This is a genomic window from Mycetohabitans sp. B46, assembly GCF_037389205.1.
In the GTDB taxonomy this organism is placed as follows: domain Bacteria; phylum Pseudomonadota; class Gammaproteobacteria; order Burkholderiales; family Burkholderiaceae; genus Mycetohabitans.
Map to the genome: position 1 here is coordinate 306,679 of NZ_JADBGL010000002.1, position 15,558 is coordinate 322,236.

The window sequence follows — 15,558 nt, forward strand, 5'->3', positions numbered from 1 at the left end:
GGCATCGAAATACGGCTCAAGCGTTTCGAGTACGTCCGGGAAGATCATCTGCGCCACCCAAACCTTTTGCTTCATCACCGCTCCAGTTCAAATTTGCGCCCGGCGCTCAATGCCGGAAAAAGAGCCATGTCGTCATCGCGAATACCGGCAGCAGTACGCAGGCCGACCATCCCATGAAGCCGAAAAAGCTCGGCATGCGCACACCGCGCGACTCGGCAATGGCCTTGACCATGAAGTTCGGCGCGTTGCCAATGTACGTATTCGCTCCCATGAATACCGCGCCGGCGGAAATCGCCGCGAGTGTTGACGCACCAGACGTCATCAACGTCTGCGCGTCGCCGCCCGCGATGTTGAAGAACACCAGATAGGTCGGCGCATTGTCCAGAAACGATGACAATAACCCCGTCACCCAAAAGTACAGGGGCACGGCGGCTTGGCCGTCTTGCAGCGTCCACTGCACCGCGTCGGCGAACGCGCCCCGCTGACCGGCATGCAGCATCGCGATCACCGGTGCAATCGTCACGAAGATGCCCGCAAAGAGCTTGGCGACCTCATCGATCGGCGCCCAGCTAAAGCCATTACCATCGCGCGCTGAAGATGGCGTCACGCGCAGCGACACAAACAGCACGACCAGCAGCCCGGCGTCACGGAGCATGTTTTGCAACTGGACTGGCACACCGAAAACATCGAACTGCACGTGAGGTTTCCAGACGCCGCTCATTAGCACCAGCACGATGATGCACGCCAGCAGTCCGAAGTTCACTTTGCCGTCAATCGCCACGCCGCGCGAGTCCGATGTCAGGTCCACCCGTGCCGGCCCAGTTTGGCCATCGCGCCTGAAATAATAGCTATCCAGCACATAGAACACCGACAGCACCGTGGCGGTGACGAACAAGGCCGGCAACGCCAAATGCACGGTCGTCCAGAAAAAATCGACACCATTCAGGAAGCCGAGAAACAGTGGCGGATCGCCGAGCGGCGACAACGCGCCGCCCGCATTCGCGACCAAGAAAATAAAGAACACCACCACATGCGCAACACGCCGGCGATTGTCATTGGCCCGCAGCAACGGCCGAATTAATAGCATCGCCGCGCCCGTCGTTCCCATGATGCTCGCGAGCAACGTGCCAAGCGCGATCAGGCTGGTATTGAGCGCGGGCGACCCCTGTAGATTGCCGCGCACGCAGATGCCACCGGCCACCGTATACAACGCGGCCAGCAACACGATGAACGGCACATACTCAGCAATCACGGCATGGGCAAGCGACGCGAGCGCTGCGCCGGCGCCGAACGACGCGGCGAACGGCCCCAGGAATGCCAACGCCCAAGCCGCCGTGATTTTACCGAAATGGCGGTGCCAGAATGGGGGAGCCAGCAGCGGTAGCAGCGCGATCGACAGTAGCATGCCAGCAAACGGCAGTGCCCAATGCAGGCCGAGTTGCGAGCCATCGACGTCGGCCGCGCACGCGGCAAGCGGGATACAGGCGAGTACGATACCCGCCGGCAGAACGGCAAAAAACCTCGTCATGTGTCGTATCGGAAAAACAGGAATCACGCGCCACGCACAATGACTGCATGAACGCCATAAGGACCATGCGCACCCAGCACAATGGTTCGTTCGATGTCGCCGGTACGCGGCGGACTTGAGATGAAGTTGACCACGCGTGGCAATTCGGCGCGCTCGGCCGCCGCAGGCTGCGCCGGCCGGCGCTGCGCCGCGCGAATGCGAGCGATGATGTTGCGGCGAGTCGCCGAAGTGTCCATGTAGCGATCCTCTGTTAGCGCGTCGGCAACGCCTTCGAGCAGATTATACCGGCGGACTATACCGGCGAGCACGGCGCAGCCATTGGCCGAATGGCCATTGGAGATCCCCGATGGCCGTGACGGCATCTAGCCTGCGGGACGCCGCCCGCGCGACGCAGTGCGAGGCCATCACGTGGTGCTACGTGATCACGAAGCGCCACGTGCATGCCGCCGGCGCGTGCCGGCCTCACCGAGTTCAGTGGGCCTCCTCCAACGGCGTGTCGATCTCAAACACCTGCCGCAAATACGCGATGTACGCGGGATCGTCGCACATATTTTTGCCTGGCGAATCGGACAATTTCGCAACGGGCTGGCCATTGCAGCGGACCATCTTCATCACGATCTGCAGCGGCGGATAGCCCAGGTCGTTGGTCAGGTTGGTCCCCACGCCAAATGCTAGTTTGCAGCGGCCGCGAAAACGCTCGTACAGTTGCAGCACTTTCGGGATGTCGAGGGCATCGGAAAAGACCAGGATCTTGGTGCGGGGGTCGCAGCGATTCAACGCGTAGTGCTTCAATAGCTGCTCGCCCCATTCGAACGGATCCCCCGAATCGTGCCGTGCACCGTCGAACAGCTTGCAGAAGTACATATCGAAGTCGCGCAGGAACGCCTTCATGCCGTAGACATCGGACAACGCAATGCCGAGATCACCGCGGTATTCCTTGGCCCACCTCTCAAAACCAAAAATCTGCGAATCGCGCAGCCGCGGCCCCAGCGCCTGACACGCCTGCAGGTACTCGTGCGCCATCGTGCCCAGTGGCGTCAACCCATGCTTCATCGCGTAGTAGACATTGCTGGTGCCGGCAAACTGCTCACCGAGCCCCGCCATTAGCGTCAGGATGACCTCCTCGTGCCACTGCTTCGAAAAGCGTCGCCGCGTACCGTAGTCGGCAATCTTGCAATCGGCGTAGTCAGGCCTCGCGCCGAGCATCGCCATCTTGTCAGTCAGCCGCTCGCGTCCCTCGTGGTATGCCGGCGAGCGCTGCGTATTACGGAAATAGACCTCATTGACGATCGCCAGCACGGGAATCTCGAACAGGATCGTATGCAGCCACGGCCCGCGCACGACGATCTCAATCTCACCGTTGGCCTTCGGCGACGGCCAGACGCGAATGTACTTCTCGTTGAGCTGGAACAGCGCGAGGAAGTCGACGAAGTCGCTCTTGATAAAGCGCAACTGGCGCAAGTAGTCGAGTTCGTTGTCGGTGAAGCGCAACTGGCACAGGCGGCCGATCTGCTCCCGAATCTCGTCCACGTATGGCACCAGATCGATGCCGCGCGTGCGGCAACGGAACCGATACTCGACGCTGGCGGCAGGAAAATGATGCAGCACGACCTGCATCATCGTAAATTTATAAAGATCGGTATCGAGTAACGAAGTGATGATCATGGTCACACAGCCAAGCACAGGCCGAAAGCCCGGACGCGCCGCGGCCGTTTGGCGCGGCACCTGACGTTGATGTTAGCGCAAGCGATGCCAAGGCGCGTACGCAGTAAAGCGCGTGTCGTATATAAATATCACCAAAGTTATACCAGCATCGGACAAACAGCAGCGAAGCGGTGCGCTACACTCGCCATTATAAAAAATGGTAGCGTTTGTGGCTTCATTGCACACCCACATCGCTATACACAGAGTGCAGGGGATTCCATAACTCACGTTGTGACTGAAAGCTGCATCAAGTGCCACGATGGCCCATGTCTGCAGGTATGTCCGGTCGACTGCTTTCACGAAGGTTTGAACTTCGTGGTGACCAACCCATATGCATGCATCGATTGCGCGGTTTGCGTAGCGGAATGCCCGGGCAATGCGATTTATGAGGAACACGACGTCCCCAGCGACCAGAAACACTTCCTCCAACTGAACGAAGAAGTGGCGGAGAAGTGGCCCAAAATTACGAGGAGCGTGCCTGCTTTGCCGGACGCGGAGAAATGGAAAGACTTAAAAGGCAAGCTGAAGCTACTCGATTGAAGCGTCATTCCTCATTGGTCGATGAGATGTCACACTTCGGCGCCACCTGTTGACAAGGCAATAAGACGCGGGTACGCTTTGATCCATGGGCTGTCCCGATAGTTCAATCGATAGAGCGCCGGACTGTTAATCCGAAGGTCCTGGTTCAAATCCAGGTCGGGAAGCCAAAGGGGCTGCGTGAAGACGCAGCCCCTTTTTTCATGCCATGCTGGCCTACTATTAGACACTTTATCTAATAGCTGAAGCCTTTTCGCCCTGCCGCCCCGGTGCAAACCGCTGGCCGCACTCTCATTTTCAATCGGACAAAGAGCAGTGAAGCAGCGCCGCGGTGCGCTCCAATAATTCTTTTGCAAATGGTGGTGACCGTGGCCGAAGAAAAGACAAGCTGAAGCTACTCGATTGAAGCGTCATTCCTCATTGATCGATGAGATGTCACACTTCGGCGCCACCTGTTGACAAGGCAATAAGACGCGAGTACGCTTTGATCTATGGGCTTTCCCGATAGCTCAATCGATAGAGCGCCGGACTGTTAATCTGAAGACCCTGGTTCAAATCCAGGTCGGGAAGTCAAAGGGGCTGCGTGAAAACGCAGCCCCTTTTTTCATGCCATGCTGGCCTACTATTAAATACTTTATCTAATAGCTGAAGCCCTTTCGCCCTGCCGCCCCGGTGCAAACCGCCGGCCGCCCTATCAATTTTCAATCAGACAAAGAGCAGTGAAGCGGCGCCGCGGTGCGCTCCAATAATTCTTTTGCAAATGGTGGTGACCGTGGCCGAAGAAAAGACAAGCTGAAGCTACTCGATTGAAGCGCCATTCCTCATTGATCGATGAGATGTCACATTTCGGCGCTACCTGTTGACAAGGCGATAAGACGCGAGTACGCTTTGATTCATGGGCTTTCCCGATAGCTCAATCGATAGAGCGCCGGACTGTTAATCCGAAGGTCCTGGTTCAAATCCAGGTCGGGAAGCCAAAGGGGCTGCGTGAAAACGCAGCCCCTTTTTTCATGCCACGCTGGCCTGCTATTAGACACTCTATCTAATAGCTGAAACCCTTTCGCCTTGCCGCCCCGATGCAAACCACCGGCCGCACTCTCATTTTCAATCGGACAAAGAGCAGCGAAGCGGCGCAGGGCGTAGCCCGAAGTCGATTTGCCCGCCGTGCGGCCGTCTGGCGAAGCCTCAGGCGGCCCATTGAGCCGATGCGCTGACGAGTGCACCGTTCACCTCATAACGGGCCAACCGGCGGGGACCGTAAAACACAGCCAAAGCGCCGTCCACGTAGCGATGCACCCGCACGCGCCGCTTGACGTAGTGAGCCCGTGTGCGATCCGCTGGAATCTGCAATTTGAGCCGCTCGAATGTCACGCAGTTGTCGTTGCCAACCACGCGCTCGTGATGCTCGCTCAGCATGTCGGCCAAGCCGTTGCCGATGTAGGGCACGAAGGCACTGCCAGGCTCAGCGGCCGGCACGGCGAACTCAGCGTTGTGGCGCGGCATGTAGCGTTGCTCCAGGTAAGCGTTGGCCTGCTGCATATCGGTGATGCCGGCCTTAGCCAGTTCGCGCGGTAAGCGTTCTTGGTGTGTGCCAAAGGCCCGCTCCGAGCGCCCGCGAGCCTCTAGAGAATAGGCAGCGATATGCTCAATGCCCAACTGCGCCAACGCCCGGCCGAACCGCGTAGGCGTAGTCAGATCGACCTTCTCACCGGCTTTAGGCGTATAGCAATAGTGGCTGCCGCGGTACCACCGGCCTTGGCGCGTTTGACCTGGCCCGCTTGCTGCAGTTGGTTCTTCACCCATGTGTAGCTGCGCATGCCACCATGCTCACGTTGGTACCAACTGTGAAAGTGCCGCACGTTCCAGCCAGCGTAGTCGCGCCGGTACAGCTGCACGAGCTTGGCCACTTCATCCACCGGCGCTCGCTTGTGCGAGGGCTGATCCAGCCGCTTGTCGATCAGCCCTTGCAGGCCGCCGGCCTCATAGCGCCCCATCTGCCGCCCAAACGTGCGCCCAATAGCCGCGCCGCCTCGGCCTGCGTAAGCCGCTTGTCTTGCCAGTCGTTGTAGATCTCTTCGAATCTCATCTTCCGGGTTTCCTATCACCAACGTGCCCAGCTTACAGGTGGCTCCATACGACACCCCAAAACCGGACACATTACGTGCCATAAATCCGGACAATTCATGGGCTCACGACACACTTCGGCGCTACCTGTTGACAAGGCGATAAGACGCGAGTACGCTTTGATTCATGGGCTTTCCCGATAGCTCAATCGATAGAGCGCCGGACTGTTAATCCGAAGGTCCCTGGTTCGAATCCAGGTCGGGAAGCCAAAGGGGCTGCGTGAAAACGCAGCCCCTTTTTTCATGCCACGCTGGCCTACTATTAAATACTCTATCTAATAGCTGAAGCCCTTTCGCCCTACTGCTCCGGTGCAAACCGCCGGCCGCACTCTCATTTTCAATCGGACAAAGAGCAGCGAAGCAGCGCCGCGGTGCGCTACAATAGTTATTTTGCAAATGGTGGCGACCGTGGCTTCATTGTGCGTCCACATCGCTATACACAGAGTGCAGGAGCTTCAATGACTCACGTTGTGACCGAAAGCTGCATCAAGTGCCGCTATACCGACTGTGTCGACGTATGCCCGGTGGACTGCTTTCGCGAAGGTCCGAACTTCCTCGCGATCGACCCGGATGAGTGCATCGATTGCGCGGTCTGCGTGGCGGAATGCCCGGTCAATGCGATCTATGCGGAAGAAGACGTCCCCGGCGACCAGCAACCATTCATCCAACTGAACGCGGAACTGGCAAAGGACTGGCCCAGCATCACAAGGACCAAGCCTGCTCTGCCGGGCGCGGAGGAATGGAAAGACGTGAAAGACAAGCTGAAGCTGCTCGAGCGATGAGCGGGACGGGCGCGCCGGGTTCGTCGGTGATCAATGACACCACGCTTCGACGCACCACCTGTTGACAAGGTGATAAGACGCCGATAGAATTTCACTTCTCTGCTGTTCCCCGATAGCTCAGTCGGTAGAGCGCCGGACTGTTAATCCGTAGGTCCCTGGTTCGAGCCCAGGTCGGGGAGCCAAAAAAATCAAGCATTTAGCCCAGCCCTCAAGGTTGGGCTTTTTGCTTTCTGGTCTCCATGTCAGCACCTGTCGGCATTTCCGGTCAACGCGGCGGGGCCGAAAAATTAAAGTGTGTGATTGGCAATTCGTCTCGCTTTGGCGCAGGTAAGAAAAACCGACATCGGGTCGGTCTTGGCGCGGCATCCCGCCTAACCCGCGCCCATCAAGCGGCAGGTACGTTCGGCTGTCGGGCAGACGTAATTTTGCTCAACTGCCATTACGCCGTCTGACTTCCTTGAATCAATTTTTCATATCGTGAAAAATGATGGGCCTGTGGCTGTTTTGGCGCGGGAAGCCTATCGAACCCGCTTCTCGATTTGCGCCTGGCGTCCTCAAGCGACAAAAACCCATGCGCATACGTCCATTAGTCGAGCGCCCGGCTTGTAAATTCTAATCGCGGTCTGCTCGCAGCGCTTTTGGATAGTCGCGAAACCGTGCTACCGGCCAGCACGCGAGGAACATAAAAGCCCGGAATGCCGTGGTCCACGACGATATCTCGTGCATCGCTTCGGCCAGTAGCTTCTTCAGCCGCGTATTCCTTCAGCCGGCGCGCTTCCGATACCGGCACGCCAACAAATTCGCGCCACGTGCAGAACGACGCGTTACTAAACCCGTGCTTCCTGCACAGCTCTTTTACCAGCAGGCTGAACTCGGCTTCTTTCACAATCCGTTGATTTACCCTATCGTGAAACGCTTTTTCGTGTTCGTCTTTTTCTCTGAAAATGAACCTTACTTCATTCCGACTAATCGTTGTTTGCGGAAGACAGGCCACAGAACACCAAGCAGCTACAGTGCAGGATGCTATCTACTTGCCAGCCACCCAGCCTAATTGAGATTAAAAAGTCTTTTAAATTTTTAAATGGACTTTGATTCCGCCTCCACGCTCAACAGCGCTCAAGCTGCCCTTTATGCAATGCAAGGCCAGCCAGCCGGCCGTTTTGCGGCCGCTGCCTCACCGCCGCCCCCACACTTAGCGGCACAGGCCAGCACCAGCGCGCGACAACGCCCAACGACGTACCATGATTTGCCGCCTGAAATTCTTCAACGGGTGGCCGCCCACATGTCATTATTCGACATCCCCAACCTGTCGGCCGTAGACAAGCGAACCTACCATGCGCTGCAAGAGTGGCGACTGAGCTGGTTTTGCACTAGAAACGCCAGCGAGGGCCCTGTGCCAGATTTCACATCGGTACAACGGTTACTCACTGAGATTGAGCACATCCGTGCCGAACTGATGCTGCGTGCCGAGCCACTTCGGGCACTATCGCAGCAGTTAAGGCGTTTGCCTGAAGAGCAACAGACAGCCGCGTTCCAGCAAGTCTTCAAGGCTGCAGGCCGTGTGCCAAGGCAAGGCCTGCAATGACAAAAAGACATGATCGTATCTACAATCTGTTTTTCGCCACAGCAGCAACACGAGTTGTATGAGTTTGCCTATGCCGACGCCGAACGACGGCGCCCCGAACACGGCAGCATCTGGGCCGCCCTTGCATCGGTGCGAAAAGAGTTCCCCATTGACCCTTTGCAGTTTGTAACCGAATACCGAACTTTTGTGAGCCGGCTCCCGGCGTTAAGCCCAGCCGAACAAGCTGAACTGATCGTGGAACTGGCCGCACTGCTCATCGCGTTTGTTCCGAACCACTATCCCACAGCGACGACAATCGCTGAATTGTACGAAACGCTGACCCAATGGGTGCAACGCCTACCGGCCTCGCACCGCGGCGCGCCGATCGGTGCGTTAGCCGAATCTATATGGCTGCTGTCAGAAGAGCAAAAATCTCTATACTATGCCAATCTACGGCACTGGACGCTGTCACTGCCGGATCACCAATTAGGCGAGGCGTTACGCTATCTGTCAAGCACGGTGGCAAACTTGCCATCAGCCCAGCAAGCACACGAGTTGTGGCGACTCGAACCCATCATCGAACGTGTGCTGCCTGAACAGCGTGCATTGGTGGCGATTGGATTGATTAAAAGTACATTAGGGCTAGACGAAGAAGGACTAGTCAAGCAAGTGGGACAGCGTGCCTTAAGCCTACTTGACAGCAGCAATGAAGCCATCCAACGCATGCCGTCCGAGCAGCGTGCATCGGTAGTGTATAAGCTGATATTGAGTACGATTAGGTTGGACGAAGTGGACAAAGCGCTATCCAAACAAGTGTGGCAGCGTGCGCTACGTGCACTTGATAACTGCGATGCAGCACACGTGTCCACCATATTTGACGAATTGGCATACTGGGCTTCAATCTCACTATTTTCCGACCAGCAATGGAAAGAGGCCAAAACCGAGATTAGGGCCTTCGTCGAACGTAATCGTAATCGGTATAGTGGCTTCAATCATCTGCTCCAATATCTTGGACAGCATGAAAGCAGCGTGAACCTTCCCATCAACACTGCCGATGACGTCGGATCATGGACCGATGCGGAGGCGGCGGCAGATTGGAATCTTGACGATTTACGGACACCGAGATACGGCGAACAATGAACCATGAAAGCAGTTCAATAAGGGCTCAAATGCAAGGCAATGACACGGGTCAAGCAGCGTGGCGTGTCAGTCACACAAGCGACTGCGACCTAGAACTGCATAAAAACGTTTTGCACAAAGGGGGACGCGAATTGACGGCGCACCCGCAGCAGGCGCTGCCCGGCCACGGCGCGATGAAGCTGAAGGTGGCCGAGATTAAGCAGCTAGAAGGGACCACCCAGCCTCACTAAAATCAACAAGTCTTTCACACTGGATCATGGACTTTGATCCCACCTTCACTGCCAACAGCGCTCAAGTTGCACTTTACGCCATGCAAAGTCAGCAAGCCGATCGCTCTGCAGCCACTGCCCCACCGCCCTCCCCGCGCTTAGCGGCGCGGGCGAACACCAGTGCGCGGCAACGTCCGACGACGTACCATGATTTGCCGCCCGAGATCCTTCAGCAGGTGGCCGGCCACATGCCGTTCGATGACATCGGCAATCTGTCGACTGTGGACAAGCGAACCTACCATGCACTGCAGGCAAGACGACTGAGCCGGCTTTGCTGCCAACGCGCTGATGCTACCCGCTTCGAGACGCAGGAAGGTTTCCTGCAGGCACAACGGCTACTCGCTGAAATCGAGCGTATCCCCGACCCGATGCTACGTGCCGAGCCACTGCGAAAGCTGGCAAACTGTTTAATTATGTTGCCCGAAGCGCGACAGCAAAAGAAAGCGGCATTCCAACAAGTCTTTGAGGCCGCAGGCCGTGTGCCAGAGCAAGGCTTGCACATACAAAAAAGGATGATCAAATCTATCCTTTTTTTTCGGGCCAGCGCTCCGATTTATATGCATTTGCCTATGCTGACGCCGAACGACGACGTCCTGAACAAGGTAGCACCTGGGCTGCCCTTGCATCGTTGCTAGGATGGTTGCCGCCAGTTGACTCCTTGCAGTTTGAAACCGAATATCGGGCTTTTGTGCGCCGGCTTCCCGTGTTAAATCCAGCCGAACAAGCTGAACTGATTGCGGAACTAGCCACACGACTGCCTGGCCCTCCCCCTACAGTATCTTGGGATCCTCTTCCCGCCCACTACCCTACCGCTACGACAATCGCTGGATGGTACGAAACGCTAACCCAATGGGTACAACGTCTGCCAGCGTCGCACCGCGGCGCGCCGATCGATGCTTTATCTAAGCAAATAAATAAGTTGCCCAAAGAGCAACAGACGGCGGCATTCCAGCAGCTTTTCGAGGCCGCAGGCCATGTGCCAAAGGAAGGCTTGCTAATACAAAAAAAGATGATCTGGTCCATAGTCAATTTTCCAGAACAGCGGTCCGCTTTGTATGAGTTTGCCTATGCCGACGCCGAACGACGACGCACCGAACAGGGCAGCACCTGGGCCATCCTGGCATCGACGCGGAAAAAACTTCCCATTGACCCCTTGCAGTTCGAAACCGAATATCGAGCTTTTGTAAGCCGGCTTTCTGGGTTAAATTCAGCCGAACAAGCTGAGTTGATCGTGGAGCTAGCCGCACTGCTAATCGAATTCAACATTCAATCCTATACTACAGCTACGACGACAATCGCTGAGTTATACGAAACATTGATTCAGTGGGTACACTATCTGCCGGCGTCGCACCGTGGCGCGCCGATCGGTGCGTTGGCCGACAAAATATGGCTGCTACCGCAGGCACACATGCCTGTACACTATGCCAATCTACGACACTTAACGCTGTCACTACCCGATCACCAATTAGGCCAGGCGTTACGCTACCTGCTGAGTGCAACGGTGGTATTACCGCCAGCTCAACAGGCCCATGAGCTATCGCGACTCGAACCCATCATCGAGCGTGTGCTGCCCGAACAACGTGCATTGGCGGTGCTCGGGCTGATTGAAAGTACAGGGGGACTAGATGAAGCGCTAGTCAAGCAAGTGTGGCAGCACGCACTTAGCCTATTGGATAAAAGCCATGAAGTTATACAACGCATGCCGCCCGAGCAGCGTGTATTGATGGCGCTTGAGCTAATTTTAAGTACAAGGAGGCTGGACGAAGCGTTAGCCAAGCAAGTGTGGCACAGCACACTACGTGCACTTGATCACTACGATGTACAAGACGTGCACGACATATTTACGGAGTTGGAATACTGGGATCCCTTATCAGGCATGCCCAATCAGCAATGGAAAGACGCCAAAATCGAGATCAGGGCGTTCATCGAACGTAACCGTAACCGGTTGGCTGCGGACACTTGCGACTATGTGCTCCAATTGAATCAAGCAGGTTAACGCCCACGACGCTGCCGATGACGTGTCACCGGCAGCACCGGTTACCTAACCCTGCCGAACTCTGCGAGCCAGCTGCCGATGTTTGGATAATTTTACACGCGGCGCGCCGCTAAGTGGCTGCCCACACGCCGCCCCGTACGGCTCACGCCGCCTCCCGGGTTGTCCACACGATATCCAACGGTTTTCCACGGGGTTATGCACCGCGAGCAGGCCAGTTATCCCAAACTTACTCACAACCCGCCAGCTTACCGGTGCTGCAGCGCACCGATCGGCTCATTTGCCGCACTTCAGATTGCACGCCTCGCCGGACGGATCGCCGCGGTCAGCCCGCCGCCGCCGCTCATCCGGCAAACCATGTTGGAACTTCGGGTTCGGCGCAGAAGCGGCAAACTGCATCTGCGGGTGCTCGTTGAAGCGAAATTGGCCGCTCAGGATACCGCCTGGCACGCCGGGCTTGTTTTGTGCCCACGCTACGGCCGGCACGCTCAGCGCGAGGGTCGCGACGCCCGCGCAGGCAAGCAAGGCGGCACTCGAGTGCCCGCGGCGCAGTGCGCCACCAGGAAAAGGCTGACGCGGCACGCGCCGATACGAGAGGGGGACGTTGACGGAACAAAGCGACAATCGGTTAAACACACGCATGGTGGCAAGCAAGAAAAATGGCGGTTTCGATCAGCGCCGCACGCATGGCATGATGCCGCATATTTGTTGCGGCCCGCATGCGCAGCGAACTGAAGCCATAGCGTAACGGAAGAACGGTGTCGCTGCTCCGTTGGCCCAAAACGCTGAAACCGGTGTCACGTTATGCAGGGTGACTCGCGTCATCGGTGTCGATCGTTGCGACATTGGTGGTAAATTGAAAAATGTATTCCCGTGCGCCGCCCGGGACCGCCAACTTGTTTCGGGTGACCATGACGCCGTCCTGCCTTTCGATACCCTGCCTTGCTTTCTCCCCCGCCCGACCGCCTGACGCCCTAGGGACAGCGCGCACGGCGCCCGATCCAGCCACCGCCGTCGCCGCCGCACGGGTCCGCGCGCCAAACGCCGGGCGGGCGGACCTTGCGATGGCTTTGTCAAGCATCAAGCGAACGACAACGGGGGCCGCGCTGGGCGCCGCCGCACTGCTATGCTGGTGCACGACGGCCAGCGCAGAAGAGATCGGCAGCGTCAATACGAATTTCCGAATGATCGGATCGGACCGGGTCGTGGTCGAAGCCTATGACGATCCGGCCGTCAACGGTGTCACCTGTTACGTATCTCGCGCGCGTACCGGCGGGATCAAGGGCTCGCTGGGCGTTGCCGAGGATCCGACCGAAGCGTCGATCGCCTGCCGGCAGGTTGCCGCCCTGCAATTCAAGGCGCCGCTGCCGCTGCAAGCCAACATCTTCTCGGAACGGATATCGCTGATCTTCAAGACATTGCATGTCGTGCGCGTGGTCGACCGCCAGCGCAATGCGCTGGTCTATCTGACCTACAGCGATCGCGTCGTATCAGGCAGTGCGAAGAACAGCGTGACGGCTGTACCGGTGCAGGGTCAGTCCATCCCACTCAGGTGACCCGTGCTCGTACCAGCGGCGCGCCGCATTGAGCGCGCCGGGCCAATGCCAAACCACTCCAAATAGGTCGGCGCAGCAGGCGGCGGGTCGGCGCGCCGGGGACGGCGACACCGCCCGCAACACCGATCAGTTTTGCGCGCCCTTGTCGGCCGCCGCGCTGCCCGATTGCTCATTGAGCGTCTGGGCCGCGTCCCGCTTGGCCGCCTTGCGCTGTTGCTTGGCCGCCTTTAACTGGCTGCGGTACTCCTGCTTGAGCGCCTTTTTGTTGGCGCTGTACTCCGCGTTGGCCGCCGCTTCCGCATCGCGCTTCTGCACGAGCGGATCGACTGGGCCCGGTGCGACAATACGCTGGCCGGTGCCTGTGCCACCGCTGCCCGCGGCGGAATCCGCGCTGTGCGCGCCCACGCCAACGGCTGCACCAGCGGTCTCGCCGCCACCTTGAACCGGCGTTTGCGCGAAGGCGGCAACAGTGGCGGCCGCCAGCGCAGCGCCCAGCGTGATACAACGGATTTGACGAATTACAGTCATTAGATGCCTCCCTACGAAGTCGATCAATGAACGGCGCAAGGCGCATGGGCAACGACTCCCGCGCGCCTGCCGACCTGCCCGTGCGTGACAACCTGGCACAGCGTGCATGCATCGGGCCTTTGAACTGACCCGCGCTGCAGCGGGAGGTTCGCCACGGTTTCGATTGTTACCTGTCGTTTCGTTTACCAGCGTTTACTTACAACCAACGATCGATTCCGTCGTTTCGTATTGCGGACACACCCAACCGGGGCTTTTTCCTCAGTAGACTGCGCTGTTAAGATAAACCATTACCTTCCTAAACCATTACCTTCCGATTCGCTTTTAATGACTCATCTTGGTACTGCCCAGCGCACGCCGGCACGCCATCACGGCAAGACTACGCTCGCCCATCATGCGACCGAGACGGCGCGCCTGGCAGCGCCGCTTGCCATCGCGCAACTGTCACAAATGGCGATGGGCGTCACCGACACGATCCTGCTTGGCTCACTGGGTCCCGACGCGTTGGCGGCCGGCGGACTCGGCGCCATGCTGTTTTTCACCGCCATGGCCCTGCTGCAAGGCGTGCTCCAGTCGGTCAGTGTGACGGTCGCCCAAGCGCGCGGCGCCCAAGCAGAGCATCGCGTGCCGTCGATCTACTGGACGGGCCTTGCGCTATCGCTGATGCTGGCGGTGCCGGCGTTCGTGCTGCTGAGCTTCGCGACACCGCTGCTGGTAGCAGCAGGCCAGCCGTCGGCGTTGGCCGAACAGGTCGGCCAATACGCGCGCGTGTTGCGCTGGGCGGCACTGGGCAGCCTGGTCGGCATCGGCATGATGCGCGCGTTCCTGCCGGCGATCGGCGCAGCGCGACGGCTGTTGTGGGTATCGGTGGGGGGCGTCGTGTTAAACGGCTTTCTGAACTACGGGTTAATCCAGGGCGCGTGGGGCTTGCCGCGCATGGGGTTTCTCGGCTCCGCGGCGGCCACGACGATCACGATCTGGCTGAGCGCACTCGTGCTGCTCGCGCTGTTGCACCTGCCCGAACGATTCCGGCACTTCGTCGCCGGCTCGCGCCGCCCGCGCTGGTCCGTGATGTCCGAGTTGCTTTCGGTCGGCTGGCCAGTCGCCGTGACGTACGGTGTCGAGACGATGCTGTTCCTCGCGACGAGCCTGGCGGTGGGCACACTCGGCGCCACTGCCCTCGCGGCGCACCAGATTGCGCTGAACGTCGCATCGACCACTTTCATGGTGCCGCTGGCCATTGCGCAGGCCGCCAATGTCCGGGTCGGGTACTGGGCGGGTGCACGCCATCCCGTCGAGGCACGCCGCGCCGGGTTCGTCGCGCTGGCGCTGGGAGGCGGCTTCATGGCGGCGTGCGGCGCCGTGATGACGTGGGTGCCGCACGGCATCATCGTGCTTTATCTGAACCCGCATGAGCCGTCCAACGCGGCGACGATCTCGCTGGCCGCGTCGCTGCTGGCGGTGGCAGCCGTGTTCCAGATCGTGGACGGACTGCAAACCGTCGGAGCCGGCTGCCTGCGTGGACTGCGCGACACGCGCGTGCCCATGCTGCTGGCCGCCATCGGCTACTGGGGCATCGGCTATCCGACCGGCTATTGGCTCGCCTTCCATGCCGGCCTGGGCGCGAAGGGATTATGGTGGGGCCTGGCCGCGGGGCTGGCCACGGTCGCGTGCCTAATGGTCACCCGGTTTTACTGGAAAAGCCGAGCGCTCGGAGGTGACACTGCGGCATAACGGCGTAGCGGATCACGCAAGACCGCCGCGCTCGAGCGCCACGCAGCGGTGCTCAGCAGCGAAGCGGCGCGGCAGCCAGGGCGGCGACGCTCGGGTACCGGCG

14 protein-coding genes, 4 tRNA genes and 2 pseudogenes are annotated in these 15,558 nt (G+C 58.7%); 12 read left to right on the plus strand and 8 right to left on the minus strand.

Features of this window, described 5'->3' with window-relative positions; all coding sequences use genetic code 11:
- Positions 1-106: 106 nt before the first annotated feature.
- The 3 genes and pseudogenes from IHE30_RS03445 to pncB form a co-directional block, all read right to left on the minus strand.
- A complete protein-coding gene (locus IHE30_RS03445; protein WP_337688808.1) occupies positions 107-1,528 on the minus strand; it encodes a sodium:proton antiporter in 1,422 nt (473 codons plus the stop codon).
- Between the two features lie 23 nt (positions 1,529-1,551).
- A pseudogene (locus IHE30_RS15065) lies at positions 1,552-1,686 on the minus strand (LUD domain-containing protein); the annotation flags it as partial.
- Between the two features lie 313 nt (positions 1,687-1,999).
- The gene (gene pncB / locus IHE30_RS03455) at positions 2,000-3,193 is read right to left on the minus strand and encodes a nicotinate phosphoribosyltransferase (RefSeq protein WP_337688814.1); all 1,194 of its coding nucleotides are present in this window, start codon (positions 3,191-3,193) and stop codon (positions 2,000-2,002) included.
- A 258-nt stretch (positions 3,194-3,451) separates the two neighbouring features.
- Between pncB and IHE30_RS03460 the strand changes: the two genes are divergently transcribed.
- From IHE30_RS03460 to IHE30_RS03470, 3 genes are all read left to right on the plus strand, one after another.
- The gene (locus IHE30_RS03460) at positions 3,452-3,772 is read left to right on the plus strand and encodes a ferredoxin family protein (protein ID WP_337689004.1); all 321 of its coding nucleotides are present in this window, start codon (positions 3,452-3,454) and stop codon (positions 3,770-3,772) included.
- Between the two features lie 495 nt (positions 3,773-4,267).
- Positions 4,268-4,339: transfer RNA gene (locus tag IHE30_RS03465), tRNA-Asn, on the plus strand.
- A gap of 332 nt (positions 4,340-4,671) precedes the next feature.
- A tRNA-Asn gene (locus tag IHE30_RS03470) sits at positions 4,672-4,746 on the plus strand.
- A 208-nt stretch (positions 4,747-4,954) separates the two neighbouring features.
- Here IHE30_RS03470 and IHE30_RS03475 read toward each other — a convergent pair.
- Both IHE30_RS03475 and IHE30_RS03480 read right to left on the minus strand, forming a co-directional pair.
- Positions 4,955-5,425, minus strand: coding sequence for a hypothetical protein (locus IHE30_RS03475; protein ID WP_337688815.1), 471 nt, complete (start codon positions 5,423-5,425; stop codon positions 4,955-4,957).
- A 35-nt stretch (positions 5,426-5,460) separates the two neighbouring features.
- On the minus strand, positions 5,461-5,763 hold the full coding sequence (locus IHE30_RS03480; RefSeq protein WP_337688817.1) for a hypothetical protein: 303 nt from the start codon (positions 5,761-5,763) through the stop codon (positions 5,461-5,463).
- Between the two features lie 263 nt (positions 5,764-6,026).
- On the opposite strand from IHE30_RS03480, the gene IHE30_RS03485 reads away from it, so the two are divergent.
- The 3 genes from IHE30_RS03485 (at position 6,027) to IHE30_RS03495 (ending at position 6,856) form a co-directional block, all read left to right on the plus strand.
- Positions 6,027-6,102, plus strand: a tRNA-Asn gene (locus IHE30_RS03485).
- Positions 6,103-6,350: 248 nt separating this feature from the next.
- Positions 6,351-6,674: a ferredoxin FdxA gene (gene fdxA / locus IHE30_RS03490; protein ID WP_337688819.1), complete on the plus strand. Its 324-nt coding sequence runs from the start codon at positions 6,351-6,353 to the stop codon at positions 6,672-6,674.
- A gap of 106 nt (positions 6,675-6,780) precedes the next feature.
- Positions 6,781-6,856: transfer RNA gene (locus tag IHE30_RS03495), tRNA-Asn, on the plus strand.
- Positions 6,857-7,382: 526 nt separating this feature from the next.
- On the opposite strand, the pseudogene IHE30_RS03500 reads toward IHE30_RS03495, so the two are convergent.
- Positions 7,383-7,620 (minus strand): annotated as a pseudogene (locus IHE30_RS03500) (transposase); the annotation flags it as partial.
- Between the two features lie 135 nt (positions 7,621-7,755).
- Here IHE30_RS03500 and IHE30_RS03505 point away from each other — a divergent pair.
- From IHE30_RS03505 to IHE30_RS03520, 4 genes are all read left to right on the plus strand, one after another.
- Complete coding sequence (locus IHE30_RS03505) at positions 7,756-8,259, plus strand: F-box protein (RefSeq protein ID WP_337688821.1); 504 nt, start codon at positions 7,756-7,758, stop codon at positions 8,257-8,259.
- 9 nt (positions 8,260-8,268) lie between these two features.
- Positions 8,269-9,378 (plus strand): hypothetical protein, encoded by a 1,110-nt coding sequence (locus tag IHE30_RS03510; protein ID WP_337688823.1) that lies wholly within the window; start codon positions 8,269-8,271, stop codon positions 9,376-9,378.
- 256 nt (positions 9,379-9,634) lie between these two features.
- Positions 9,635-10,282, plus strand: a complete 648-nt coding sequence (locus IHE30_RS03515) for an F-box protein (RefSeq protein WP_337688825.1) — start codon at positions 9,635-9,637, stop codon at positions 10,280-10,282.
- A gap of 23 nt (positions 10,283-10,305) precedes the next feature.
- The gene (locus IHE30_RS03520; RefSeq protein WP_337688827.1) at positions 10,306-11,643 is read left to right on the plus strand and encodes a hypothetical protein; all 1,338 of its coding nucleotides are present in this window, start codon (positions 10,306-10,308) and stop codon (positions 11,641-11,643) included.
- 273 nt (positions 11,644-11,916) lie between these two features.
- Here IHE30_RS03520 and IHE30_RS03525 read toward each other — a convergent pair whose 3' ends face one another.
- On the minus strand, positions 11,917-12,192 hold the full coding sequence (locus IHE30_RS03525; protein WP_443193595.1) for a hypothetical protein: 276 nt from the start codon (positions 12,190-12,192) through the stop codon (positions 11,917-11,919).
- A 527-nt stretch (positions 12,193-12,719) separates the two neighbouring features.
- Between IHE30_RS03525 and IHE30_RS03530 the strand changes: the two genes are divergently transcribed.
- On the plus strand, positions 12,720-13,196 hold the full coding sequence (locus IHE30_RS03530; protein WP_443193596.1) for a CreA family protein: 477 nt from the start codon (positions 12,720-12,722) through the stop codon (positions 13,194-13,196).
- Between the two features lie 126 nt (positions 13,197-13,322).
- Here the strand turns inward: IHE30_RS03530 and IHE30_RS03535 are convergent, their stop codons facing one another.
- Positions 13,323-13,724 carry a hypothetical protein gene (locus IHE30_RS03535; RefSeq protein WP_337688830.1) on the minus strand — a complete coding sequence of 134 codons (402 nt, stop codon included), beginning with the start codon at positions 13,722-13,724 and terminating at the stop codon, positions 13,323-13,325.
- 324 nt (positions 13,725-14,048) lie between these two features.
- On the opposite strand from IHE30_RS03535, the gene IHE30_RS03540 reads away from it, so the two are divergent.
- Positions 14,049-15,455, plus strand: a complete 1,407-nt coding sequence (locus IHE30_RS03540) for an MATE family efflux transporter (protein ID WP_337688831.1) — start codon at positions 14,049-14,051, stop codon at positions 15,453-15,455.
- The last annotated feature ends 103 nt before the right edge of the window (positions 15,456-15,558 follow it).

Bases quoted from the DNA above. Each gene is read 5' to 3' on its own strand.
- IHE30_RS03445 (WP_337688808.1), bottom strand. From the start codon at position 1,528: ATGACGAGGTTTTTTGCCGTTCTGCCGGCGGGTATCGTACTCGCCTGT.
- pncB (WP_337688814.1), bottom strand. From the start codon at position 3,193: ATGATCATCACTTCGTTACTCGATACCGATCTTTATAAATTTACGATG.
- IHE30_RS03480 (WP_337688817.1), bottom strand. From the start codon at position 5,763: ATGGGGCGCTATGAGGCCGGCGGCCTGCAAGGGCTGATCGACAAGCGG.
- fdxA (WP_337688819.1), top strand. From the start codon at position 6,351: ATGACTCACGTTGTGACCGAAAGCTGCATCAAGTGCCGCTATACCGAC.
- IHE30_RS03505 (WP_337688821.1), top strand. From the start codon at position 7,756: ATGGACTTTGATTCCGCCTCCACGCTCAACAGCGCTCAAGCTGCCCTT.
- IHE30_RS03510 (WP_337688823.1), top strand. From the start codon at position 8,269: ATGATCGTATCTACAATCTGTTTTTCGCCACAGCAGCAACACGAGTTG.
- IHE30_RS03515 (WP_337688825.1), top strand. From the start codon at position 9,635: ATGGACTTTGATCCCACCTTCACTGCCAACAGCGCTCAAGTTGCACTT.
- IHE30_RS03535 (WP_337688830.1), bottom strand. From the start codon at position 13,724: ATGACTGTAATTCGTCAAATCCGTTGTATCACGCTGGGCGCTGCGCTG.
- IHE30_RS03540 (WP_337688831.1), top strand. From the start codon at position 14,049: ATGACTCATCTTGGTACTGCCCAGCGCACGCCGGCACGCCATCACGGC.